The organism is Brachybacterium equifaecis (genome assembly GCF_023509525.1).
Classification (GTDB): Bacteria; Actinomycetota; Actinomycetes; order Actinomycetales; family Dermabacteraceae; genus Brachybacterium; species Brachybacterium equifaecis.
This window is the reverse complement of the sequence record NZ_JAKNCJ010000002.1, coordinates 523822-548304: the sequence shown is the minus strand read 5'-3', so window position 1 is coordinate 548304 and position 24483 is coordinate 523822. Positions and strand designations below refer to the sequence as shown.

Sequence of the window (24483 nt, the reverse complement as noted above, 5' to 3'; positions counted from 1 at the left end):
CCGCCCGCTGACTCCGCGAGACCGCCCTTCTGTGCCGCTTTCTGGCACAGAAGGGCGGTCTCGTTCTGTGCGGGGGCGGAGGCGGAAGCGGGGGGGTGCGGGGGCCGGGGAGCCGGGGCGGAGGCGGGAGCCGCCCCCGGATACGCGAACAGCCCCCGACCCGGTGCTATTCACACAGGTCAGAGGCTGTTCCACGGCGGAGGATGGGGGATTTGAACCCCCGAGGGCTTGCACCCAACACGCGTTCCAGGCGTGCGCCATAGGCCGCTAGGCGAATCCTCCAGTGCTCTGAGAGCAGGCACCAGACTACAGGACGTCCAGTCCGCCTCTCTCCGCGGGCGGCAACCTTCGGACCCATCTCACATCGGAGCGCCGATCGCCGTCCTGAGCATTGCCGTGCACAGCAGAGCGCCCGCCCCCGAGATCGGGAACGGGCGCTCTGTGCAGGCGCGCCGCCGCCGGAGCGGGCTCGGGCGGCGGCGCGAGAGGAGATCAGTCGTCGATCTCCGGGTGGCGCACGATGTTCACGATCGCCAGGACGAGACCGCCCCAGACCGTGCCGATCGCGATGAGCAGCATGATGATGGCCGAGACCGACATGTCAGCGTCCTTCCGGGGTGGTGGTGCCCGCTGCGCCCGCGAGGCCCGTGTACATCCGGGTCGAGGGCTGGCGCAGCTCGTGGGGGGTGGAGGCGGTGGAGCCGTCGGGCGCGGTCGCGACGCTCAGCGGCTCGCCGGGGACGAGCGCCGGAGCGATCTCGTCGCCGTCCGAATCCAGCTGGTCGAGGTTCGAGTTCCGCGACCACGGGGCCAGGGAGAGCACGACGGCGAGGACGATGAGCGCGAAGGCCATGCCCCAGCCGAAGAGGTTCACGAACCAGTTCGGGTAGTCGCTGTAGGGACCCTCTGCGGTGAGCAGAGCCTGGGTCGCGAAGAAGAGCGTGGTCCCGAGGACGACCGGGGCGATGATGCCCACGCAGATCTGCCAGCCGATGCCGACCTTGAAGCTTCCGCGGAAGTTCAGGTGGTCCCGCAGAGCGGGCAGCGCGCGGAGGATGAACGTCAGGGCGATCGTGGAGACGAAGGCCGCCCCGACGATGCCGTAGGAGTTCACGAAGTTGTCCAGCGTGTCCAGGAGCGCGAGGCCCATGGTCGTCGGGAACAGGATGATCGAGATCAGCGCGAGCGGCACGATCACCACGAGCGTGCCGGTGACGCGCTTCAGGCCGAACTTGTCCTGCACGGCCGAGATGATGACCTCCACGATCGAGACGATCGAGGTGAAGCCCGCGAGCACGAGCGAGCCGAAGAACAGCACGCCGATGAGCGCGCCGCCGGGAGCCGCGGAGATGATCGTCGGGAACGCGATGAACGCGAGTCCGATGCCGGAGGAGACGACCTCGCCCACCTGCACGCCCTGGGCCTGCGCCATGAAGCCGAGCGCGGAGAACACGCCGATGCCGGCGAGGATCTCGAAGCCCGAGTTCGCGAAGCCGACCACGAGGCCGGAGCCGGTGAGGTCGGTGTTCTTCTTGAGGTACGAGGAGTAGGTCAGCATGATGCCGAAGGCCACGGACAGCGAGAAGAAGATCTGGCCGTAGGCGGCGATCCACACCATCGGATCCAGCAGGGCCGACCAGTTCGGGGTGAACAGCGCGTCGAGGCCGACGAAAGCGCCCGGCAGGAACAGCGCGCGCACCACGAGGATCAGGAACATGACGACCAGCAGCGGGATGAAGATCATCGAGGTCTTCGCGATGCCGTTCTCCACGCCGAGCGCCATCGTCACGAGGGTCGCGACCCAGACGATGATGATCGTCAGCACGATCGCGCCGACGTAGTCGAAGGACATGTGGACGTCGGGCCCGGTGAGGGACTGCGTGAACGTCGACATGAAGAAGCCGGCCGGGTCGTCGCCCCAGCGCTGGTCGAAGGAGAACACCATGTAGTTCAGCGACCAGGCGATGATGAGCGCGTAGTAGATGGCGATGATGACGCAGATCAGCACCTGCCACCAGCCGATGAACTCGCTCCAGCGCTTCAGGCGGCGCCAGGCGAGGGGGGCCGATCCGCGCCAGCGGTGGCCGATCGCGTAGTCGACGAAGAGCAGGGGGATGCCGGCGGTCAGCAGTGCGATCAGGTAGGGCACCATGAAGGCGCCGCCGCCGTTGTCGTATGCGACGGCGGGGAAGCGCCAGATGTTGCCGAGGCCGACGGCGGAGCCGATCGCGGCGAAGATGAACGCGGAGCGACCGGAGAAGGCGCCGCGGTTCGCGCTCTTCTTCTCGGGGGCGCCCGCAGCGCCGGCGGCGCCGGCGGGGACTGAGGAGGACATGAGGACCCTTCCGGGGGCTCGGGGGATAGGGTGCGAGCGCGCCGACGGGAGCAGGGTGGCTGCCGCGTCGGCGCAGAAGCGCGCCTCAGGCTAGGGGAGTACGGCGAGGCGGTCCATGAGTGACCGCATGGCGGACTGCGCTTGCGCCCTCTGAGCGATTGGTCTGCTGGTCCACGCGGATCACGCGCGACGCCTGCCGGAATTGTCCGGTCCCGCGGACGCGACGTGTGACCTTCGGCTAGTGTCGGGTCATGGCAGATGCAGCGACGCACCCCTCCAGCACCGCGGCCGCTCCGACGGCGGAGCCCACCCTCCCCTCGGACGCCTACCTCCGCGAGCTCGACCAGGCGCGCGAGGCGGCGATGCGCACCACCCGCCACCCAGGGTCCGAGCACCAGGGCGCCCCGACCGCTCTGCACGATCAGCTCGAGTCCGCCGTCGCCGAGGATGCCGAGGAGATGGTGGCGCTGATGCACGATCTCGCCGCACACCCCGAGGTCGCCTTCGAGGAGCGCCGCTCGGCGCGCGCCCTCGCCGACTTCCTGATCGCGCACGGCATCGACGCGCAGGTCGGGGTGCACGGACTGGAGACCTCCGTGCGCGCGGAGATCGGTGCCGGGGCCGACGGGGCGCCGACCCTCGCGATCCTCGCCGAGTACGACGCCCTCCCGGTCGTCGGCCACGGCTGCGGCCACAACGTGATCGCCGTGATGGGCCTCGGCGCGTTCCTCGCCCTCGCACGCCTCGCCGCGGAGGACCCCGCCGCGGTGCCCGGGAGAGTCGTCTTCCTCGGCACCCCCGCCGAGGAGGGCCACACGGGCAAGGAGTTCATGGCCCGCGAAGGGGCGCTCGAGGACATCGACGCGGCCGTCATGGCCCACCCCTACGGCTACGACCTCGCCGACCAGGCCTGGCTCGGCCGCCGCACCCTTACCGTCGAGTTCCACGGCCGCACGGCGCACGCCTCCGCCCAGCCCTTCATGGGGCGCAACGCACTGGACGCCGCGAGCCTCATGTACCAGGGCATCGGCCTCATGCGCCAGCAGACCCCGCCGTCGGACCGCGTCCACGCGGTGATCCGCGAGGGCGGGGACCGCGCGAGCGTCATCCCCGACCTCGCCCGCCTCGACCTGTACGTGCGCTCGCTCGCGCCCTCGACGCTGCGCGATCTCTCGGCGCGCGTGGAGGAGGTCGCCCGGGGAGCGGCGATGATGGCCGGCTGCGGCCTCACCCTCACCTGGGACGAGCACCCGCCGTCCCTGCCCGTGCGCACCAACGAGGCGCTCACCGGACGCTGGGTCCAGGCGCAGCGCCGTCGCGGCCGCGACCCCCTGCCGCGCGGCGTCGTCTCCGAGACCCTCGCCGCCTCCACCGACTTCGGCAACGTCTCCTATCGCGTGCCGGGAATGCACCCCGTCATCCGGATCGCCCCGGCCGAGACGGCCCTGCACACGCGCGAGTTCGCGGCCGCGGCCGTCAGCCCGGAGGCGGCGAGCGCTGCGGCCGACGGCGCCTACGGCCTCGCCGCCACCGTGCTCGACGTCCTCCACGATCCCGCGCTCGCCGCAGCGGTCGCCGAGGAGTTCGCGCAGGCCGGCGGCGCGATCGACGTGCCCCGCTTCTTCGACTGAGCGCGCTCGCGCGCATCCCGCTCAGGCCGTCTCGGCGCAGGCCCCGTCGGCCCCGCGCACCCCGTCCGACCGCAGCCTCCCCTCATCTCCTCAGGAGCCCCCCATGAGCAGCACCCCGCAGACCGCTCCCGCCGGATCGGCGCCGCCGTCTGGCCGCGGCGACCGCCTCCTCAACGGCATCGAGCGCCTGGGCAACAAGCTGCCCGAACCGTTCATGCTGTTCCTGATCCTCTTCCTCGTCACCGGCCTCGTCTCCACCGCGATGGCGCTGGCCGGCGTGGTGGTGCAGGTTCCCGGGGCCGACGAGCCCACCGTGATCAAGGGACTGTTCACCGGGGAGGGCCTCACCTGGCTCACCACGAACCTCGGCCAGAACTACATCGGCTTCCCGCCCCTGCTGACGGTCCTCCCGATCCTGCTCGCGATCGGCATCGCGCAGCACTCGGGGCTGCTGGGCGCGGGGATCCGGAAGCTCTTCGGCTCCTCCCCGGCATGGCTACTGCCGTACGTGGTGGGCTTCGTGGGCGTGGTCGCCTCGATCATGGCCGACTCGGCATTCGTCGTGATCCCGCCGCTCGCGGCGCTCGTGTTCAAGGCCGCGGGCCGCCACCCGGTCGCCGGGCTCCTCGGCGGCTTCGCCGCCGCCGGCGCCGGCTACTCCACCAACATTTTCCCGACCTCGCTGGACGCCCTGTTCGCCGGCATCACCACCTCCGCGATGGAGGCGCTGCCGCACCTGGAGACCCAGTCGGTGAACCCGGTGTCGAACTGGTGGTTCAACATCGCCTCCTCCCTGGTGCTGGGGCTCGTCGCCGGATTCATCATCGACCGCGTGATCGAGCCGCGCGTGGTGCGCCAGGGCGTCTCGCGCGACGAGGTCGAGACCGATGACGCCGACGGCACCGCTGGTGTGGCTCCCGCGGCAGAGGAGGAGGACATGCGCGCGAAGCTGAGCCGCGAGGAGAACCGCGGACTGCTGCTCGCCGTGATCGCGGGCGTGCTGCTCACGGCGGTGATCCTCTTCGCCGTGCTGATCCCGGACTCCCCGTGGCGCAACGAGGAGGGCGGCTTCCTGCCGAAGTCGCCGCTGCTGCAGTCGATCGTGTTCATCGTCTTCGCGTACTTCGTGGTGCTGGGCCTGGTCTACGGCTGGATCACCGGCACCCTGCGCTCCACGCGCGACGCGGTCGCGATGATGACGGAGGCGCTCAAGGAGATGCTGCCGTTCATCGTGCTCGCGTTCATCCTCGGCAACTTCATCGCCCTGTTCAACTGGTCGGGCATCGGGGCGTGGATCGCGGTCACCGGCGCCGAGGCGCTCGAGGGGATCGGGCTGACGGGCTTCCCGGCCGTCATCGGCTTCATCCTGCTGGCGAGCGTGCTGAACCTGTTCATCATCTCGGGCTCGGGCATGTGGACGATCATGGCCGCGGTGTTCGTGCCGATGTTCGCGCTGATCGGCTACGAGCCCGCGTTCACGCAGGCGGCGTTCCGCGTGGGCGACTCGGCCACGCAGGTGATCACCCCCATGAACCCGTACATGATCGTGCTGCTCGGCATGCTGCGGAAGTACGAGCCGGGCGCCGGGTTCGGCACCCTCATGTCCCGGATGCTGCCGTTCGTGGTGCCGTTCTGGTTGGTGTGGACGGCGATCCTCGCGGTCTTCTTCTTCCTGGACCTGCCGCTCGGGCCGGGCAACGGGATCTTCCTCGGGAACTGACGAGGAGCTGAGCTGAGCGGGGCTGAGCGGACCTGATCGGCGCGGCCGCTCGATCGTCCGGCCCGGCGCGTAGGCTCGAGCGCATGGAACATCGACACCTCGGCCGCTCCGGCCTCAAGATCTCCGAGATCATCTACGGCAACTGGCTCACCCACGCCTCTCAGGTCGAGGACGACCGCGCGACCGCCTGCGTGCGCGCGGCGCTCGACTCCGGCATCTCCACGTTCGACACGGCCGACGTCTACGCCAACACAGCCGCCGAGGAGGTGCTCGGCCGTGCCCTCGCCGGGGAGCGCCGCGAGGGCCTGGAGATCCTCACCAAGGTCTACTGGCCGACGGGCCCGAAGGGCCACAACGACGTGGGCCTCTCGCGCAAGCACATCATGGAGTCGATCGACGGCTCCCTGCGCCGCCTGCAGACCGATTACGTCGACCTCTACCAGGCGCACCGCTACGACTATGAGACCCCGCTCGAGGAGACGATGCAGGCGTTCGCCGACGTCGTCCGCTTCGGGAAGGCCCTGTACATCGGGGTCTCCGAATGGAACGCCGACCAGATCCGCGCGGGCCACCAGCTCGCCCGTGAGCTCGGCTTCCAGCTCATCTCGAACCAGCCCCAGTACTCGATGCTGTGGCGCGTGATCGAGGAGCGCGTGGTGCCGACGTCCCGCGAGCTCGGGCTCTCGCAGATCGTGTGGTCGCCGGTCGCCCAGGGCATCCTCACCGGCAAGTACGAGCCCGGCGCCGAGGCGCCCAAGGGCTCGCGCGCGAAGGACGAGAAGGGGGGCGCCGACATGATCAAGCGCTTCCTGAACGACCCCGTGCTCGAGGCGGTCCAGAAGCTGAAGCCCATCGCGGCGGAGCAGGACCTCACCATGGCGCAGCTGGCCGTGGCGTGGGTGCTCTCGAACGACAACGTCGCCGGCGCGATCATCGGCGCCTCCCGCCCCGAGCAGGTCACCGAGAACGTGAAGGCATCCGGGGTGAGGCTCTCCGCGGAGGTCCTCGCGCAGATCGACGAGGCCCTCGGCGACATCCCGGAGACCGATCCGGGCAAGACCCTGTCCCCGGCGCAGCGGCCGGCCTGAGCGACGGCAGGGGCGCGGGCGCGGAGACGGGCACGGACGTGAGCCCAGACAGGGGTGCGGGCATGCGAGCAGATCCGGGAGCAGCGATGAGCGCCGATCAGCAGGCTCCGGGCCCGGCTCTCGCGATCCTGCGGGGCGCGGGCCGAGCCGTGCGCCTCGCCCTGGTGGTCGGCGTCGTGCTGAGCCTCGTGATGCTCGCGATCTGCATCCCCTGGGTGCGGGAGAACTATGAGTTCCCCTTCGAATGGGGAGACGTGCCGAGAACGATGCCGATCGCCGTCGGCGTGGCCGTCGGGGCGCTCGGCTTCATGCTGGTCCCTGTCTGGAGCTCGGAGCGCAAGCGGCGCACCCGCGTGCAGATCCTCGCGTTCGAGCTGCTGGCTCCGCTCATGGTCGCTCTGATGGTCACCGGCGCCGCCTGCTGGTGGTCGACGATCGGGCCCGTCCACGTGTCCGAGCCCGGGATCTGGCCGGCCGCCGGGCCTCAGCGCGCGCTGGATCTCGGCCTCATGGTCGCGGCGGTCTCGGCTGCAGCCCTCGCCGCAGGGGTGATCATCGAGAACATCAGCACCGTCCTGCAGAGCGTCGTCGGAGCGGTGCTGGGCATCGGCGCGCTCGCCGCCGGGCCGCTGGGGCTCCTCTGGCTGCTCGGCGCAGAGGTCTCGCCGCAGCTGACGGTGGCGCTGGCGATGGCAGCAGGCATCGCCTGGGTGGGACTCGCAGCGGCGACCCTGCTGCGGGTGCCCGCGGAAGGGACTCGGGAAGGCGGGGGCCTGCGGAGCTGAGCGCCGCTCGATCAGCGGAGCTGAGGGCCGGCCTATCGGCGGAGCTGAGAGCCCGGGCTGGGCGGAATGCTCCGCGCAGGACCGAACCCGGGCCCCCGGTTCGCCCGGCTTCGCACCTGCCCACCTCTGCCCTGCGCGCGGTCGACCACAGCCCTGCACCCCATCCGCCCTGCACGCAGAAGCGCCGGCACCCCGTGAGGGATGCCGGCGCTTCCTGCAGCGGAGGACCGCTCAGCGGTCAGCGTCGGTGCGAGCCCGTGCCGGTGGTGCCGGCGTCGTTCGCGGCGCTGTCGGCGCCGGAGCGGGCGCGGCCGTCGGCCCGGGCCTCCCAGAAGTCGGCGTTGATGATGCCGAGGGGGCGCGGATCGAACTGCGGATCGATGCCGCGGCGCTTCTGCTCGTGGTAGTCCTTCAGCGCCTTCAGGGCCGGGCCCTGCAGGATCAGGATCGCCACGATGTTCAGCCACGCCATCGAGCCCACGCCGATGTCGCCGAGAGCCCAAGCGGCGCCGCCGGTGGACGTGGCGCCCACGAGCACCGAGATCAGGATCAGCACCTGGAGGCAGGTGATGAGCACGCGGCGCACCGCGCGGTTCGGCACCCAGCGCATAAGGTATGCGAGGTTGACCTCGGCCATGTAGTAGTACGCCAGGATGGTCGTGAAGCAGAAGAAGATCAGCGCGAGCGCCACGAAGGTCGGGCCGAAGTGGGGCACGACGCTGTCGAAGGCGGTCTGCGAGAAGATCGGGCCGGGTTCGACGTCGGTCGCGACGATGCCGTCGCCGTAGAGGACCTCGCCGTCAGGGCTGGTGACGTGGAAGGCGTTGGTCGACAGCAGCAGGAAGGCGGTCGCGGTGCAGACGAACAGGGTGTCGACATACACGGCGAAGGACTGCGCGTAGCCCTGCTTGGCGGGGTGGGAGACCTCGGCGGCAGCGGCCGCGTGGGGGCCCGTGCCCTGGCCGGCCTCGTTCGAGTACAGCCCGCGCTTGACGCCCATCTCGATGGCCTTGCCGACGATGGCGCCGAAGATCGGGTTGATGCCGAAGGCGCTGGAGAAGATCAGCCCGAACACGTGGGGGATCTGCTCGAAGTTCATGAGGAACACGACGGCGACGGCGAGGATGTAGACGATCGCCATGACCGGGACGACGACGACGGCGAAGTTCGCGATGCGCTTCACGCCGCCGATCACGATGACGGCGAGGACCGCGAGGGTCACGAGGCCCGTGATCCACGGGGCGATCGACCAGGCGTTCTCGACCGAGGCGGCGATGCCGTTGGCCTGCACGCCGGGGAGGAAGAAGCACATGGCGAAGACGGTCACGATCGCGAACACGATCGCGTAGACCTTGAAAGCGCCTGCGACAGCGGTGCCCTTGTACGCCTTCTCGATGTAGTAGGCCGGGCCGCCGCGGTACTCGCCGGTGTCCTTGTCCTTCTCCTTGTAGATCTGGCCGAGCGTGCACTCCACGAAGGAGGTGGCGGCGCCGAGGAACGCCATCACCCACATCCAGAACACGGCGCCGGGGCCGCCGAGGGCGATCGCCGTGGCGACGCCGCCGATGTTGCCCATGCCCACGCGGCCGGCGAGCGACATCATGAGGGACTGGAGCGACGAGGTGCCGTCGGGCGAGGCCTCGCCCTTGCGGAGCTGCTCGAGCATGTCGGGGGTGCCCCGGACCTGCAGGAACATCGTGCGCAGCGAGAAGTAGAGGCCTGCCAGGAGGCAGAGGACGACGAGCGGGAGTGACCAGATCAGATTGTTGGCCGAGTCGACCAGATCTGTGAACATGCGGGGCTCCTCTGGGAGAGGTGGAAGGGACGGCCCCTCCGCCCGGTCCGCGGAGGAGCGGCACGGAGAGGAGCGGCGCGACAGCTGGGTGGGGCGGGGTCGGCTCACGGTGAGGACTCGAGCATGTGATGCCTGCCATGGTGCAGGATCGGACCAAAGGTACTGCATTTTGACGGCATCTGTGTGCAATTCCTGGATCAGCTGGAGAAAGTCTGTGCAAAGGAGGCCCCGCCGCCCCGCGCTGCAGCGTCCCGCTGACCTCTCGTCACCTCGCCCCGCTGCCCTCTCGCCCATCGCCACACCGCGCAGCAGCCCCGTCGCGCCCTCGCCCGCGGAGGTCGAGGCGTACGTGAGCGTCGGATAGGACCGCGATTCCGACAGCCAGGTACGCCTCGATGGGGGCGGGCCCTCATTCCGACGGCCGCAGACATCCCCAGACCGGCCGCCCCGGCGGCGCCCCCGCCCTCAGTCGACGCAGCGCCCCGCGTTTCCCGCGTGTGAAGCGCGCGACCGCAGTTCGTGGTCGCCGAGGGCATTCGCTACACTCGAAGCGACCCCTCGTGCGGTGTCATCTCGCTGAACTCCCCCAGGGCCTGACGGCAGCAAGGGCAGGCGGGCTCTGGCAGGTGCACGGGGGGTCGTCTCATGCCCGCAGGCCGTGCCTGCGGAGCAACCGCCCTGGAAGGCGACTGCCCAGCGAGGTGACCACCCAGCGAGGTGGCCGCCGGCGGCGAGGGCTCGCCGCCGCAGTGTCAGCCGCGCAGGCTCGGGCCGGGCGCCTCTCGAGTCGCGCCGAGCCGTTCGCGCGCCGTGACGCCGCGCCGCTCCACGGGGATCGTGCCCGCGATGCGCCCGAGGCCGACCCGTGCTCCGTTGACGTAGAGCGTCTCGATGCCGTCGGCCGGAACGACGTACGTCTCGTGCCAGACCCCGACGGCGCCGGGGCTGCGCCGGACCCCCGCGTTGAACGCCTTCCAGGCGGGGAGGTGGGCGCGTGCGGGATCGCGCGCGTAGGCCTGGAGGAGCTCGGGGGTGCGCCAGAACTGCACCATCCAGGGCCCATGGCCGCTGAGCGCGAAATCCCCGCCCAGGAAGCCGAGGTCCTCGGCCCGGCCGCCGGCCGCGTCGTCCCGGTTGCGCTCGAGCTCGCGGATCATGCGGGGCATCGCCATGAGGACGGGACCCCAGAGGTCGGGGCGGTGGGGCCGGCGGATCGTCATCCCGATGTGGAAGACGGTCACGGGCCCTTCGTGGGCATGGGTGAGGGTGGGGGGCTTCTGGCGGCTCATAGGAGAGCCTTTCTGCTCGGGTCTGCGACGGATCGGGCGGCGGGGCCCGCGGCTCGGGAGCGCGCGGGCGGTCGAGCGGATGCTGCGGAGGAACGGTGTGCGATCGTGGTGGGACACCCTTAATCTAGATAGTAGAACTTGCTAAAATCAAGGAGCGGCCATGAAGATCTCCGCGCTGTCCGCCGCGTCGGGCGTCCCGGTGCCGACGATCAAGTACTACCTGCGCGAAGCGCTCCTGCCGCCGGGCATCTCGCTCTCCCGCACCCAGGCCGCCTACGGGCAGGAGCATGTGGAAAGACTGCGCCTGATCCGGGCCCTCATCGATGTGGGGGGGCTGGGCATCGGCGAGGTCGCAGCGGTGCTGGCCGTGATCGACGGTCCGACAGCCCCCCGGCTGGATGTGCTCGATGCGGCGCAGTCGGCGCTGCCCTCGGTGGTGCGCTCGCAGCCCGCGCAGCGCCCGGGGGCGGAGGGGGCGATGGCGCCCGGCCCTGAACTCGAGCCCGGCGCGGCAGAGTCCGCGCGGCCGTCGGAGGGTCCTGCCGCGCGCTGGCTCCGCGCTCGGGGCTGGAGGATCGACGCCCCCCATGGGCTGGTCGAGGACCTCGAGGCGGCGTGGAGCGCGTGCGACGCCACGGGGCTCGGGCTGGATGCGGCGCGGCTCGATGCCTACGCCGATGCCGTCGAGGAGATCGCGCGCATCGACATCGCCTCTGTGCCGTCGCAGAAGGATCGGGCGGTGCGCCAGGTCGTGCTCGGCACCGTGCTCGTGGACCCGCTCCTGGCCGTCCTGCGGCGGCTCGCGCAGCAGCATCTCTCCATCGCCGAGGAATCCGGCCGGGCCGAGGAGCAGCGGCGCGGCGGGGAGGAGCGCTGATGGGAGACGGGACGACGAGATCGGTCCCAGCGCCCCCGCTCTCCGACGGATCCACCACCCTCTTCCGCGGCGTGCACCGCGGGGAGCTGGTCGAGGTCGAAGTGCGCTGGAAGGGCTTCCGGCCGGGGGTCGGCGCTGTGCTCGTGGGCGGTGAGCCCGTGCGCAGCAGCACGCGCCGCACATCGGGGGAGGGCGTCTCCGTGAGGGTCGTCCCGCAGGGCGGCGGCGCTCAGGCCGGCGAGGGTCCGGCCGACGGCGAGGCCGCGGAGGACGACGAGGCCGCGAGCGGCGCCCGCAAGCTCACCATCCGCATCATCCCGCGGGGCCGCATGACGGCCGGTGAGGTCCACATCGAGACTGCCTACGGCGGCGTCGGCACAGTCCTCGTCCCGGAGGACGGCTCGAGCTCGGCGGAGCGCGATGAGAAGGCGCTGCGCCATCCGTGGCGCGCCGCGATCATCCGCGGACTGATCGCCGCCGCCAAGGTGCTGCTGCCGCTGCTGGGCCTGCGGGTCTGGCTGGATCGCGCCACCCAGCCCGCCCAGGACGCCGCCGAACAGGCGGCGCGACCGGCCGTGGAGGCCATCTCCCCGGTGCTCGAAGCGATCGGCGCGGTCGTCGGCCCCGTCGCGGACCTGCTGGGGAGTGTGCTCGGATTCCTGCTGGGCTGGATCCCGCCCCTCATGGGGCTCCTCTTCGGATGGCTGCCCGACGGCGGCTTCGAGGTGGTCTTCGGCGTGCTGACGGTGCTGGGCACGACGCTCGCCGCCCGCGCCGCTGCGGCCCGCCGGGCGAAGGGGCTGGAGCGCAGCCGCGCGCAGCTCGCCGCGCTCGACGAGACGGAGCAGGTGGGGGATCCTCGTGCTGACCTGCAGATGCGTCTTCACGCGCTGCTGCGCGGCCGCCTCGCGCAGCTGCGCGATCCCCAGCCCCAGGGCCCGCGCGCCTCGGATGTCAGAGGCCTCCACTAGCCTGATCCCGTGGCCACAGCTCTGTACCGTCGATACCGTCCCGAGACCTTCGCCGAGGTCATCGGGCAGGACCATGTCACCGTGCCGCTCATGCGCGCGCTGCGATCCGGGCGGATCGGCCATGCCTATCTGTTCTCCGGCCCGCGCGGCTGCGGCAAGACGACCTCCGCGCGCATCCTCGCGCGCTGCCTGAACTGCGCCGAGGGGCCGACGGACACCCCCTGCGGCACGTGCGACTCGTGCCGCGATCTGGCGCGCGGGGGCCCCGGCAGCCTCGACGTGGTCGAGATCGATGCGGCGAGCCACGGCGGCGTGGACGATGCCCGCGAGCTGCGCGAGCGGGCGACGTTCGCCCCGGCCCGCGACCGCTTCAAGGTGTTCATCATCGATGAGGCGCACATGGTCACCTCTGCGGGCTTCAACGCTCTGCTCAAGCTGGTGGAGGAGCCGCCGGAGCACGTGAAGTTCATCTTTGCGACCACGGAGCCCGACAAGGTCATCGGCACGATCCGCTCGCGCACCCACCACTACCCGTTCCGCCTGATCCCGCCGCAGGTGCTCGGTCCGTACCTCGAGACGGTCTGCCAGGCGGAGGGAGTGCAGGTCGGTGAGGGAGTGCTGCCGCTGGTCGTGCGCGCGGGCGCAGGCTCCGCGCGCGACACCATGTCGGTGCTGGACCAGCTGATGGCCGGCGCGGGCGAGGACGGCGTGGACTACGCGACCGCCGTGAACCTGCTGGGCTTCACCGACTCCGCGCTGCTGGACCGGGCGATCAGCGCCATCGGGCAGCGGGATGCGGCGACTCTGTACGGCGCGATCGAGCAGGTGCTCGCGACCGGGCATGAGCCCCGCCGCTTCGTCGAGGATCTGCTGGAGCGCCTGCGCGATCTGATCGTCCTGGCCGCCGTGCCCGATCGTGGGCATGAGCTGCTGCCGGAGATGCCGGCCGACGAGCTCGAGCGCATGCGCGAGCAGGTCTCCTGGTTCCCGCCGGTGGAGCTGTCGCTGTGCGGCGACCTCGTGAACCAGGCGCTGAGCACCATGAGCGGGGCCACCTCTCCGCGACTGCACCTCGAGCTGCTCGCGGCGCGGCTGCTGCTGCGCGGAGCCCAGCTCGGAGCACCCCAGCTGGGGGGAGCGGCGACGGGCGGTGCGCAGACTGCCGGCGGCGCCGCGCCGACGGGAGCTGCCACGGGTGCGCCCACTGCGGGCGGCGGTGCTCCGGCCGGCGCCGGATCGGGGCGCGAGCGGGCTCGCCAGGCTGCGCAGGAGCAGGCCGAGGCCGCGCGCCGCGCGCGCGAGGAGCAGGTGCCGCAGCGCTCCGCCCGCCCGCAGGTGGAGCCCGCTCCTCCTGCCGGGCAGGCGCCCGCGGCGCAGAGGCCCGCCCCCTCACCGGGGGCGCAGCCTGAGGCGGCCCCAGCTTCGACTGCGCAGCCCGCGGACAGTTCCGAGGACGGCTGGGGGCCTGTCGCCGCCATCCCGGGTCAGGGCGCAGGTCAGGGCCAGGGCCAGGGCCAGGTCGCAGGGCAGGAGACCGGGAGCGGCGAGGCCGCCCCGCGCGCGCAGGCGGCGGAGAGTGCTGAGCAGCCTGCCCCCGCGAATGCGCAGCGGGGGGCCCCTGCCGCGCAGACGGCGGGGGAGGCGACGGTGGCGGCGGCGGGATCCGGCGCGGGAGCCGGGTCCGGCCCGAGCACGGAGGATGTGCGTGCGCAGTGGCCGGCGATCCTCGATGCCGTGCAGCATATCCGCCGCCCGGTATGGGCGCTCGTGTCTCAGCACGCGCAGGTCAGCGCAGTGCGCGGGAGCGAGCTCATGATCTCGTTCCGCTCGCCGGGTCTGCTCAGCGCATTCCAGCGCGGCACCGGCGCCGACAACATCGCCCAGGCCGCGAAGCGCGTGCTCGGCGCGGAACTCCAGGTCAGCGCGATCGTCGACGAGAACCCCGGCGACGACGGAGCAGGCGGAGCTGGTGGGCCCGGTCCGGGCGGGGCCGGCCCCGGCGCAGCGGGCCCGGGCGGAACGGGCCCGGGCGGAACGGGCCCGGGCGGGACCGGTCCGGGCGGAGCGGGCACGGGCGGGCCGGGGGCGGGTGATCCCACATCCGTCGGCGGGCCCCCATCCGGCGGCGGGCGCGCACCGAGCGGGCCCGGATCCGGCAGCGGACCCACGGACCGGCAGCGCCCCGCGGGCGGGGGGAGCGCAGTGCAGGAGGGCGGCCGCGCAGCCGCCAGGATCCCGGCGTCGCGTCCGACGAGCGCCGACCACGACGCCCCGCCGCCCTGGGACGACGAGGTCCCGCTGGGGCCCGATGACGAGTACCCGCCGGACACGGAGGACTCGTGGACGCCGCCCTCCGCCCGTTCCGCAGCCGCCCCGCGGGCTCAGGGCGCCGCTCGGCCCACGACCCAGCCCGCGCCGCAGGCCCAGCGTGCGGCTCAGTCCGCGACCGAGACCGCCCCGCAGGCTAAGGGCGCCGCTCAGTCGGCGACCCCGCCCACGCCGACAGCTCAGGCGGCGCCGGCACAGCAGGACGCGCCGCAGGCCCCAGCCGGTTCCGCCGGCGGGACCGCCGCCGTCCCCGATGAGGGCCGCGACAGCGTGCCCGCCGGCGAGCCGCGCACCCACGGCCAGGCGGCGCTGCGCCGCGCCATCGCCGAAGGCATCGTGGTGCGCTCCCTGCAGCCAGAGGGCGAGCCCAGATCGAGCGGTGAGGCTGCCGCCGCAGGCGCCCCTGCGCAGGCGGGAACCCCGTCAGACCACACCGCGGATGCTCGCGTGCAGACGGAAGCCCCTTCGGACCGTGCAGCCTCCGGCTCCTGGGATGACGATCCGCCCGTCGCTGCGCCCGGTGGGGGCATCGCCGGGCAGAGCCGCGGCGCCGCGGCACCCGTGACCGCAGCAGCCCCCGAGACCCCGGCTGCTCCTGAGACCCCGGCAGCGCCCGTACGCACAGCAGGGCAGACCGCGCGAACGACGGGTCCGAGCGGAGGGCCCGCAGCCCGGGATGCCCGCACGCCTCCGTCGGCCCCCACCCCGCGCGGGCCTCAGGCGGATGACGCGCTCGCCGACGACCCCACCGGCGGCGCCTCCCGCGACGACGAGGATGCGACCTTCGAGACCCGCAACGGCCGTCAGATCGCCGAGACCGTCCTCGGCGGGCGCGTGCTCGAGATCATCGACGAGAGCCGCTGACCCCTCCCGCGCACCTCACGCGCGGGTCGCGGCCCGCTCCTGGAGGAGCGAGACCATGTCCGTGCGCAGCTCGGCCGGCCGGCTCACCTCGGCGGGATTGCTGACGTACAGCTCCCAGAACGGATAGGCCAGCTGCTCGCCGGCATCCCCGCAGGACTCCACGAACGCGCCCCAGGACTCGGCGAGGCTCGCGTACCCGCCCATGTGGCTGCGGATCGCGACCCGGCCCGCGGGCAGCTCGGAGGGCTCCACCAGCAGACCATTGGGGAGCGTGAAGCTCCTGGTCAGCGGCTGGTCGATGGGCAGTCCGAGCTCGAGGTCCGCGGTGTCCACGGGGAAGCGGTGATGCAGGGCGAACGCCGGGCCGATCGGGGTGAGCCCCTGCTCCGCGAGGGCCTCGGCCAGGTGGGAGAACACTCCGTCCATCAGCCGCGGCAGCTTGTGCACGGGGAACTCGATGCGCCGCACCGCCGCGGTCGCCACCGCCGGGGCCTGGGCCACGCGGACCTCCTCGAAGGGCGACTCGAGGTCGTACGGGGCGGGCATCGAGGCGGGCATGGTCTCTCCTGGGGCGAGGGGCCGGAACGAGGGCCGGGGCGGCGGATCGGATCGTCCGCCCAGCGTACCGGCCCGGCATCGGCGCCCCGCCCGTCTCGTTCGTCGGCGCCCCCGTCTAGAGTGGCCAGCGTGTATGAAGGCATCGTCCAAGACCTGATCGACGAGCTCGGCAAGCTGCCCGGGATCGGCCCGAAGTCCGCGCAGCGCATCGCGTTCCACCTCCTGGATGCGGAGGAGGAATCCGCGCGCCGCCTCGCGGAGGTGCTGATGAAGGTCAAGGAGACCGCGCGGTTCTGCGAGGTCTGCGGGAACGTCTCGGCAGAGGATCTCTGCCGGATCTGCGCCGATCCGCGCCGCACCGACGAGGTGATCTGCGTGGTGGAGGAGTCCAAGGACATCGTCGCCATCGAGCGGATCCGCGAGTTCAAGGGCCGCTACCACGTGCTCGGCGGGGCGATCGATCCGATCGGCGGCGTCGGCCCCAACGACCTGCGCATCAGCGAGCTGATGCGGCGCCTGGCCAGCAACGAGACCCAGGAGATCATCCTGGCGCTGGACCCGAACATCGAGGGCGAGGCCACCAGCGCCTACCTCTCGCGGATGCTCGCACCGATGGAGCTGACCGTGACCCGCCTCGCCTCCGGGCTCCCCGTCGGCGGGGACCTCGACTACGCCGACGAGATGACGCTGGGCCGCGCCTTCCTCGGCCGCCGAGCCGTCTGAGGGCGGCGACGCCGTGAGCTTGGCCCCGCTGCAGGATCTCCCCGCGCCCCGGCCTCTGCCGGCGCTGGACCCCCAGCTCGTCCTGCCCCAGGAGTTCGTGCTCGACTCGCGGCGCGATCTGACCCGGCGCCTGCTGCGCCGGGCGTGGGGTCCCGCGCTCGTGCTGTGGGGGCTGTGGCTGCTTCTGAGCGCGGCCTACATCCTCGGCGCGGCCCCCAGCTTCTGGGTGCTCACCCTGATCTTCTCCCTCGCCGAGCCGAGCCTCGGCAGCTCCCAGCGCGCCGCGATCGGGTTCTCCTGGGGAGACGTCGCGCGGATCCTCGGGATCGTCCCCCTGCTCGGCACGGGGCTCAGCCTCGCCGCGCTCCCGCTGTCCAGCGCGCTGGTCGCGCGACTGCGCCCGCAGGAGCACCTCGGCGAGGAGGACTTCCAGCGCGCGGTCTCCGCACGCGCCGCCGCGCCCCTGCTCATCGCGCCGTGCGCCGCGATCGCGCTGCTGCTCGCGCTCGTCGTCCTCCAGGTGCCGCTGCAGTGGCGGGCTCTCGCGGCCGGCCCGCTCGGCGCTGTTGCCTTCGGGCTGGGGATGGTGCTGATCGCCTTCGTGATCCTGCGCCGCGTGCTGAGCGCCTCTCGGCTGCTCGGAATAGAGCCCGCGGAGGCGCTGCGGCAGCGCCTGCAGGGCACCGCTACCGAGGATGCCCCGCTCATCGCCGCCCGGCTCCTGGTGCAGGACCGCAGGCACCTGCCGCCCACCAACTCCCTGCAGGAGCAGATCTCCCTCGCGGGATTCGGCCGGGCATTGCGGGTCGCGGGCCGGGAGTGGCTGAGCTGGTTGGTGCCCGCCGCCCTGGCCTGTGCGTGGCTGATCTTCACCGCCGTCGATGCGGTCGTCATGTTCGCGAGGCTCCTCGAGACCGACGGCCTGGGAGGCTCGCAGACCCGCAGCGAGCTTCCCTGGACGGTCTACGCCGCCGGCATCCCCATCGCGGCCCTGCTCGTCGCGGGGATGGGCGCGGCGCCGTTCGCGGCGATGCGCCTGGCCCGCTCCCGACGCGGATCGGCCTCCGATCTGCGCACCTACCCGCTCTGGGAGGATCGCGCCCGCGTGAATCCGTGGGAGGCGAGCGTCGTGCGCACCACCGGTTGGCTCCACGGGGCGATGGCGATCGGGGCGATCGCGGCGCTGACGGCAGTGCTGCTCGCGACAGGGACGATGACCGGGGCGGGGTGGGCATGGATCATCACCGACGCGCTCCTGCTCGCGCCCCTGATCGGCGCGGCCGGCGCGAGCGCCATGCGGCGGGGCCTGCGAGAGGTCGTCTACGGGCCGGCTGGCCGCTATGTGCGCCGGCCCGTGCCGTGGATGCTCGTCGCACCGCTGCACGGCACGCGCGCCGACCGCGCCGCCGATCCGCGGGTGCGCGCCGAGCAGCGCCGCCGCGAGATCGATGCGGCCGGGGTGCACGGTCTCCTGCTGCTCGACGCGCCTCTCGGCGAGACCGCCGCCAGCTCCGGCGGGGCGCCCGGCGAGGGGGCCGACGGGAAAGCCGGTGGGCCGGATCCCGCCGCGCTCCCGGACTTCGGAGCGTCGGCCGATCAGGACACGGCGCGTCGATCGCGCGGGCCCGCGACCCACGCCATCCCGCGCTCCGAGACCGTCCTGCGCGGCCCCCGCTCCTGAGCACCCGCGGGTAGCCTGCCCCGCCCCGCCCCGCCCCGCCCCGCCCGCACCGGTCAGGCGATGCGGGTGCCCGCCGCGAGACGGGTCATCGGAGTGCGCAGCCGGGCTACGGTGAACGCCACCGCGCCGAGTGCCGTCAGCCCCCAGATCGCCGCGCCCGCGAGCCACACGGGGTTCCCGCGCGGGGAGCCGAAATCGCCCGGGTAGCCCGGCACGGACGGGTCGAAGCACGTGGTGTGCAGGGACGGGTGCTGGGGGTTGCTCGCATAGGCGACGCCGATGCTGATGATCTGCAGCAGGTCGGTGTAGTCCGAGGGGGAGGTGCCCTCGCCCCAGGGATCCCCGCCCGCAGGCACGGGGGACATCCCCGCGACCATCACCATGGGATTCACCCACAGCAGCGGAGCCACCAGGTCGCTGCGCGAGACGGGGAAGGTCTCGACGCTTTCCACGCAGCGGTCCGCCGAGCCTTCGTAGCTGTCGTCGTCCCACTGCTCGGACCAGGTCGTCACGGGACGCTCCTCGTACAGCATCAGCGAGGAGGCGCTGACGATCACGGGCAGCAGGAACGTCGTCCCCAGCACCACGAGATACGTGAGCACGACGGAGCCGAGCTGGCGCGAGGCGAACGAGGACAGTCCCACGCCGAGCGCCACGATGCACAGCGCGAGGAATGCGATCATCGCCAGCACCCGCAGGACGTAGAAGGGGGAGACCCCCGCGACCAGGGCGACCGGCAGCAGCGCGGGCAGGGCCGCGCCGAGGAACGCGAGCCCCGTGATCCATCCCGCGAGCACCTTCCCGAGCGCGATCTCCATCGGGCTGAGCAGGGACACCTGCAGGATCGCGAGGGTACCGGCGGTGCGGTCGCCGTTGATCGCGCCCGCGCTGAGGGCGGGCAGCACCAGCAGCATCGCGAACACCACCAGCATCACCACCAGCGAGAACACCAGATGCGCGGCCCACTGCACGCTGGACCCGCCGCCCGTCGTCCAGTACGCCCCGCCGAGCATCAGCCCGCTGGTGCCGAGCAGCACGAGGATCCACACGGCGAAGGCCGCGTACCAGCGCTTGGAGCGCACACGCTGACGCAGCTCGAGGGCGGCCATGAGCCACACGCCGCGCGGTCGCGCGGACAGGGAGGAGCGGTGAGGGGCTGCGGTGCTCATCGTGAACCCTCCCGGGCTGCATCGGTGCGGAGGTAGGCGGCCTCGAGGCGGCCGGTGGTCGGGGCGAACTCGACGATCTGCGCGTCGCGCTGCGCGAGGTCGCGCAGCAGCCTGGACGCGGTCGGCGCATCGGGCAGCTGGAGCACCGCCTCGGCGTGGCCGGTGGCGGTGCGGGACGGCTCCTGGACCACCACCCAGTCCAGCCCGACGTCCTGCAGAGCGCGCCACAGGGCTGAGGCCGACAGGCTCCGGATGCGCCAGGACTGCGGCTGGGCGGCGAGCTCCGCGAGGCTCGAGGACTCCGTGACGCGGCCGCCGTCCATCAGCACCACGCGATCGGCCATCTCCTCGAGCTCGGAGAGGATGTGGCTCGAGATCAGCACCGCCGCGCCGGCGTCCGCCCGGGAGCGGACCACCCCCTGCAGTCGGCGCCGCGCCGCGGGATCCAGGCCCGAGGCGGGCTCGTCGAGGATCAGCACCGTCGGCTCGTGCAGGAGGGCGCGGGCGAGGCCGAGGCGCTGCTTCTGCCCGCGGGAGAGCACGTGGGCGGGCTGATCGGCCAGGGTGCGCAGGTCCAGCTCGTCCAGGAGCCCCTCGATGCGCTCGCGCACCACCGGCCGCGGCAGGAAGTACGCGGCGCCGATCACCTCGAGCACCTCCCGCACTCGCAGGGAGTCCCAGGCGCCGAACTGATCCGGCATCCAGCCGACCATCGCCTTGACCGCCGAGGGGTTCTGCGACGGGTCGACCCCGTTGACGAGGATCCGGCCGCTCTGCGGGGCGAGCAGCGCCGCCGCCATCAGCATCAGGGTGGATTTGCCGCAGCCGTTCGGGCCGACGATCGCCGTGACCTGGCCGCGCGGGATGCTGAGGCTCAGATCCTGCACTGCCTGCACGCTGCCGAAGCTGCGGGAGAGGCGGCTCGCCTCGATGGCGGGGACGGAGTCGGCGCGCACTGCGCCGGTGGGGGCGGAGCCCGTCGGACCGGGCGGGCCGGGAGGCGAGGCGGAGGAGGGGCCGGGCAGGGAGGTCATGTGCCCGATCCTTGCATGCGCCGCCCCGTGCGCGATGGCGTTCTCGTGCGGAGGGGGAGGGGGATCTGTGGAGGTGGCGTGCGCGTGCCGGACCGGCTGCGTCCAGGCCTCGCCCAGGTGCCGCTCACCGCCCGTTGGAGCTGCCCCGTTAGCGTGGTCGCGACACAGACCTCCACCGAAGGGACCACCCCCATGGCTGACCTCACCGGACGCACCATCGCCTTCCTCGCCAACCGCGGCGTCGAGTAGCCCGAGCTCGCCGAGCCCCTGAAGGCCCTGCAGGACGCCGGCGCGAAGACCGTTCTGCTCTCCGCCGAGGAGGGCACCGTGGTCGCGCTCCAGGGCGACTGGGACCGCGGCCAGGAGTTCCCCGTCGACGCCCCGATCGCGGGTGCGAAGGCCGAGGACTTCGACGGCCTCGTGATCCCCGGCGGCACGCTGAACGCCGACTCCCTGCGCGTGGACGCGGACGCCGTCGCCCTGACCAAGGCGTTCGCCGCAGCAGGCAAGCCCATCGCCTCCATCTGCCACGGCCCGTGGGTCCTCATCGAGGCCGGGCTCGTGGACGGACTGGAGATGACCAGCTACACCGCCCTGGAGACGGATCTGAAGAACGCCGGCGCGAAGTGGAAGGACGCCGAGGTCGTCACCGACCGCGGCATCACCACCAGCCGCAACCCCGATGACCTCGAGGCCTTCAACGCCCGCCTGCTGGAGCAGTTCGGCGCCTGAATCTCGGCTTCGCACCGTCGGCCGACCGGGGCAGCCGGACGGCCGACGGTGCCTGCGCGCGCACGCTGGATGCTCTGGCGAGCACGCTGCGCGCCCGCCGCGGGCCGCCTCCGCGCGCCCGCGATCCGGGCGTCTGCCCGGCCGGACGGCCGTATTCCGTAGGATCAGGGGAACGCCACTGCTGCCCGCGGTCCCGCTGCGGGCGCCGGTCACCGGCCCGTCCCCCGAAGGAGTCCCCCGATGAGCCTCGTCGTGCAGAAGTTCGGCGGCTCCTCCGTCGCCGATGCCGCCTCCGTGATCCGCGTGGCGAACCGCATCGCGAAGTACGCCCGCGCCGGGCACGAGGTCGTCGTGGTCGTCTCGGCGATGGGCGATACGACCGACGAGCTGATCGACCTCGCCGAGCAGGTCACGGCCACACCGCCGCCGCGCGAGCTGGACATGCTGCTGACGGCCGGAGAGCGCATCTCCATGGCGATCATGTCGATGGCGCTGAACGACCTCGGCGTCGAGGCGAGCGCGTACACGGGCTCGCAGGCGGGGCTCATCACCGATGCGGTGCACGGGCGCGCGCTGATCCAGCGCGTCACCCCGGGCCGCATCCGCAGCGCCCTGGACAAGGGCCATGTCGCGATCGTCGCCGGATTCCAGGGCGTCTCGCACTCCAGCAAGGACATCACGACCCTCGGCCGCGGGGGCTCCGACACCACCGCCGTCGCGCTCGCCGCCGCGCTCGACGCGGACGTCTGCGAGATCTACTCCGACGTCGACGGCGTGTTCACCGCGGATCCTCGCATCGTGCCCGCCGCCCGCCGCGTGTCCGTGATGTCCTGCGAGGAGATGCTCGACCTCGCCGCCAACGGCGCGAAGATCCTGATGGTGCGCAGCGTCGAGTACGCGCGCCGCTACGGGGTGCCGCTGCACGTGCGCTCCTCGTTCTCGGGCCGGCTGGGCACGACCGTCTCCGACGACCTGGACCGCGTCATCCCCGTCGATCCCGACGTCACCGCCCGCATCTCCGACGTGCCGCGACTGGATGCGGCCGACCCCAGCAAGGAGCTCCCCATGGACATCACCGACGCCCCCGGGCTCGAGGCGCCGATCATCTCGGGCGTCGCCCACGATCGCAGCGAAGGCAAGATCACCGTGGTGGAGGTCCCCGACCAGCCCGGGAAGGCCGCCCAGCTGTTCGACGTGCTCGCCTCGGCCGGCGCGAACATCGACATGATCGTGCAGAACACGTCCACCACCGATGACACGGTCGCGATCTCGCTGACGCTCCCTGAGACGGACGCACCGGCCGCGATCGCCGCGATCGAGGCCGCGAAGGAGACGATCGGCTTCTCCGAGGTGCGCTACACCGATCAGGTGGGAAAGGTGTCCGTCGTCGGCGCCGGCATGAAGTCCTCCCCGGGCGTCTCGGCGACCCTCTTCCGGGCGCTGGCCGATGCGAACATCAACATCGACATGATCAGCACCTCCGAGATCCGCATCTCGGTGGTCACCGACATCGCCCGCCTGGGGGATGCCGTGCGCGCCGTCCACACCGCCTTCGGCCTCGACGCAGAGCAGGCCGAGGCCGTCGTCTACGGAGGAACCGGCCGATGAGCACCACCGACACCGCCCCCGCCGCCGCCCCGGACTTCTCCGGGACCCCCGGCTTCCGGGCCGACGGCCCCGTCATCGGCGTGGTCGGCGCGACCGGGCAGGTGGGCCGCGTGATGCTCGCGCTGATCGCCGAGCGCGCCCTGCCCCACAGCGCCGTGCGCGCCTTCGCCTCGGCCCGCTCCGCCGGCAGCACCGTCGACTATGCGGGGCTGCAGCTCACCGTCGAGGACGCCGAGACCGCGAGCCTGGAGGGGGAGGACCGCGTGGACATCGCGATCTTCTCCGCCGGCGGCGGCACCTCCACGCGACTCGCGCCCCGCTTCGCGGAGGCCGGAGCGGTCGTCATCGACAACTCCTCCGCGTGGCGCAAGGACCCGCAGGTGCCGCTCGTGGTCTCCGAGGTGAACCCCGAGGCCATGGCCGACCGCCCCCGCGGCATCATCGCGAACCCCAACTGCACCACCATGGCCGCGATGCCTGCGCTGAAGGCGCTGCACGACGTCGCGGGCCTCACGCGCCTGAAGGTCGCCACCTACCAGGCCGTCTCCGGCTCCGGCGTCGCCGGCGTCGCCGAGCTCGCCCGCCAGGTGCGCGCCGCGGCCGACGACCTCGAGGCCCTCGCGACCGACGGCTCCGCGATCGAGATGCCCGCCCCTGAGGTCTACGCGAAGCCGATCGCGTTCAACGCGCTCGCGCTCGCCGGGAGCCTCATGGACGACGGCACCGGCGAGACCGACGAGGAGCAGAAGCTCCGCAACGAGTCCCGCCGGATCCTCGGCCTGCCCGACCTCGCCGTCGCCGGGACCTGCGTGCGGGTGCCCGTGATGAGCGGGCACTCCCTCGCGATCCACGCCGAGTTCGCAGAGCCCATCAGCGCGGAGCGCGCCCGCGAGATCCTCGCGGACGCCCCCGGCGTGGAGCTCGTGGACCTGCCGAACCCGCTCGAGGCCGCAGGCCGCGACGGCACGTTCGTGGGCCGCGTGCGCGAGGACCAGTCGGTCCCGGGCGGCAAGGGCCTCGTGCTGTTCGCCGTCGCCGACAACCTGCGCAAGGGCGCGGCGCTGAACGCCGTGCAGATCGCGGAGATCCTCGCCTCCGCCTGAGGCGCGTCCCCGGGCCGACGGGCGTCCCCCGTCGGCCCGGGATCTGTCGGCCTGAGCTCGTCGGCCCGGCTCTCGGGTCCGCAGGCCCGCACGTATTCTCCACAGGGCCTCCACGCGGAATCGGTCACCACAGGTGGCGCGGACCCCGCCCGCCCGCGCACCATTGCTGAGGCCGCGACCCCGCAGGCCGCT

18 protein-coding genes, 1 tRNA gene, 1 other RNA gene and 1 pseudogene are annotated in these 24483 nt (G+C 72.4%); 13 read left to right on the top strand and 8 right to left on the bottom strand.

Translation table 11 applies throughout. The features are described from left to right. Positions 1 to 197 precede the first annotated feature (197 nt). From Bequi_RS06970 to Bequi_RS06960, 3 genes are all read right to left on the bottom strand, one after another. Positions 198 to 282: transfer RNA gene (locus Bequi_RS06970), tRNA-Ser, on the bottom strand. A 210-nt stretch (positions 283 to 492) separates the two neighbouring features. Continuing rightward, positions 493 to 600, bottom strand: a complete 108-nt coding sequence (locus tag Bequi_RS06965; protein WP_249737221.1) for a methionine/alanine import family NSS transporter small subunit — start codon at positions 598 to 600, stop codon at positions 493 to 495. 1 nt (position 601) lies between these two features. Further along, positions 602 to 2335: a sodium-dependent transporter gene (locus Bequi_RS06960; RefSeq protein WP_249737220.1), complete on the bottom strand. Its 1734-nt coding sequence runs from the start codon at positions 2333 to 2335 to the stop codon at positions 602 to 604. 251 nt (positions 2336 to 2586) lie between these two features. Here Bequi_RS06960 and Bequi_RS06955 point away from each other — a divergent pair, with 251 nt between their 5' ends. From Bequi_RS06955 to Bequi_RS06940, 4 genes are all read left to right on the top strand, one after another. Then, positions 2587 to 3966 carry a M20 family metallopeptidase gene (locus tag Bequi_RS06955; protein WP_249737219.1) on the top strand — a complete coding sequence of 460 codons (1380 nt, stop codon included), beginning with the start codon at positions 2587 to 2589 and terminating at the stop codon, positions 3964 to 3966. 103 nt (positions 3967 to 4069) lie between these two features. After that, on the top strand, positions 4070 to 5686 hold the full coding sequence (locus Bequi_RS06950; RefSeq protein ID WP_249737218.1) for an AbgT family transporter: 1617 nt from the start codon (positions 4070 to 4072) through the stop codon (positions 5684 to 5686). Between the two features lie 83 nt (positions 5687 to 5769). Then, a complete protein-coding gene (locus Bequi_RS06945) occupies positions 5770 to 6774 on the top strand; it encodes an aldo/keto reductase family protein (RefSeq protein WP_249737217.1) in 1005 nt (334 codons plus the stop codon). 86 nt (positions 6775 to 6860) lie between these two features. After that, positions 6861 to 7559, top strand: a complete 699-nt coding sequence (locus tag Bequi_RS06940) for a hypothetical protein (protein ID WP_249737216.1) — start codon at positions 6861 to 6863, stop codon at positions 7557 to 7559. 238 nt (positions 7560 to 7797) lie between these two features. Here the strand turns inward: Bequi_RS06940 and Bequi_RS06935 are convergent, their stop codons facing one another. Continuing rightward, positions 7798 to 9354, bottom strand: coding sequence for an alanine/glycine:cation symporter family protein (locus Bequi_RS06935; RefSeq protein ID WP_249737215.1), 1557 nt, complete (start codon positions 9352 to 9354; stop codon positions 7798 to 7800). A 549-nt stretch (positions 9355 to 9903) separates the two neighbouring features. Here Bequi_RS06935 and ffs point away from each other — a divergent pair. After that, positions 9904 to 10000, top strand: an RNA gene (ffs, locus tag Bequi_RS06930) — signal recognition particle sRNA small type. 106 nt (positions 10001 to 10106) lie between these two features. On the opposite strand, the gene Bequi_RS06925 is transcribed toward ffs, so the two are convergent. Beyond that, positions 10107 to 10643 (bottom strand): DUF4188 domain-containing protein, encoded by a 537-nt coding sequence (locus Bequi_RS06925; RefSeq protein ID WP_249737214.1) that lies wholly within the window; start codon positions 10641 to 10643, stop codon positions 10107 to 10109. Positions 10644 to 10803: 160 nt separating this feature from the next. Here Bequi_RS06925 and Bequi_RS06920 point away from each other — a divergent pair, with 160 nt between their 5' ends. From Bequi_RS06920 to Bequi_RS06910, 3 genes are read left to right on the top strand one after another with little or no spacing between them, the layout of a single operon-like run. After that, positions 10804 to 11520, top strand: coding sequence for a MerR family transcriptional regulator (locus tag Bequi_RS06920; RefSeq protein WP_249737213.1), 717 nt, complete (start codon positions 10804 to 10806; stop codon positions 11518 to 11520). Continuing rightward, positions 11520 to 12491, top strand: a complete 972-nt coding sequence (locus tag Bequi_RS06915; protein ID WP_249737212.1) for a hypothetical protein — start codon at positions 11520 to 11522, stop codon at positions 12489 to 12491. Before Bequi_RS06920 ends, Bequi_RS06915 begins: the two co-directional genes overlap by 1 nt. A gap of 9 nt (positions 12492 to 12500) precedes the next feature. Beyond that, complete coding sequence (locus Bequi_RS06910; RefSeq protein WP_249737211.1) at positions 12501 to 15683, top strand: DNA polymerase III subunit gamma and tau; 3183 nt, start codon at positions 12501 to 12503, stop codon at positions 15681 to 15683. A gap of 15 nt (positions 15684 to 15698) precedes the next feature. Here Bequi_RS06910 and Bequi_RS06905 read toward each other — a convergent pair whose 3' ends face one another. Further along, positions 15699 to 16241 carry a GyrI-like domain-containing protein gene (locus tag Bequi_RS06905; RefSeq protein ID WP_249737210.1) on the bottom strand — a complete coding sequence of 181 codons (543 nt, stop codon included), beginning with the start codon at positions 16239 to 16241 and terminating at the stop codon, positions 15699 to 15701. Between the two features lie 129 nt (positions 16242 to 16370). On the opposite strand from Bequi_RS06905, the gene recR reads away from it, so the two are divergent. Together recR and Bequi_RS06895 are read left to right on the top strand one after the other, a co-directional pair. Further along, complete coding sequence (recR, locus tag Bequi_RS06900; protein WP_249737209.1) at positions 16371 to 16964, top strand: recombination mediator RecR; 594 nt, start codon at positions 16371 to 16373, stop codon at positions 16962 to 16964. A gap of 13 nt (positions 16965 to 16977) precedes the next feature. Beyond that, positions 16978 to 18645, top strand: a complete 1668-nt coding sequence (locus Bequi_RS06895; RefSeq protein WP_249737208.1) for a hypothetical protein — start codon at positions 16978 to 16980, stop codon at positions 18643 to 18645. 53 nt (positions 18646 to 18698) lie between these two features. Here Bequi_RS06895 and Bequi_RS06890 read toward each other — a convergent pair whose 3' ends face one another. Next, positions 18699 to 19814, bottom strand: a complete 1116-nt coding sequence (locus Bequi_RS06890) for an ABC transporter permease (RefSeq protein ID WP_249737207.1) — start codon at positions 19812 to 19814, stop codon at positions 18699 to 18701. Then, on the bottom strand, positions 19811 to 20848 hold the full coding sequence (locus Bequi_RS06885) for an ABC transporter ATP-binding protein (protein WP_249737206.1): 1038 nt from the start codon (positions 20846 to 20848) through the stop codon (positions 19811 to 19813). The genes Bequi_RS06890 and Bequi_RS06885 overlap by 4 nt, the downstream gene beginning before the upstream one ends. A 192-nt stretch (positions 20849 to 21040) precedes the next feature. On the opposite strand from Bequi_RS06885, the pseudogene Bequi_RS06880 reads away from it, so the two are divergent. From Bequi_RS06880 to Bequi_RS06870, 3 genes and pseudogenes are all read left to right on the top strand, one after another. After that, positions 21041 to 21580: pseudogene (locus tag Bequi_RS06880) on the top strand (type 1 glutamine amidotransferase domain-containing protein). Positions 21581 to 21820: 240 nt separating this feature from the next. Then, positions 21821 to 23188: an aspartate kinase gene (locus tag Bequi_RS06875; RefSeq protein ID WP_249737205.1), complete on the top strand. Its 1368-nt coding sequence runs from the start codon at positions 21821 to 21823 to the stop codon at positions 23186 to 23188. Then, positions 23185 to 24291 (top strand): aspartate-semialdehyde dehydrogenase, encoded by a 1107-nt coding sequence (locus Bequi_RS06870; RefSeq protein WP_249737204.1) that lies wholly within the window; start codon positions 23185 to 23187, stop codon positions 24289 to 24291. The genes Bequi_RS06875 and Bequi_RS06870 overlap by 4 nt, the downstream gene beginning before the upstream one ends. Positions 24292 to 24483: the final 192 nt, after the last annotated feature.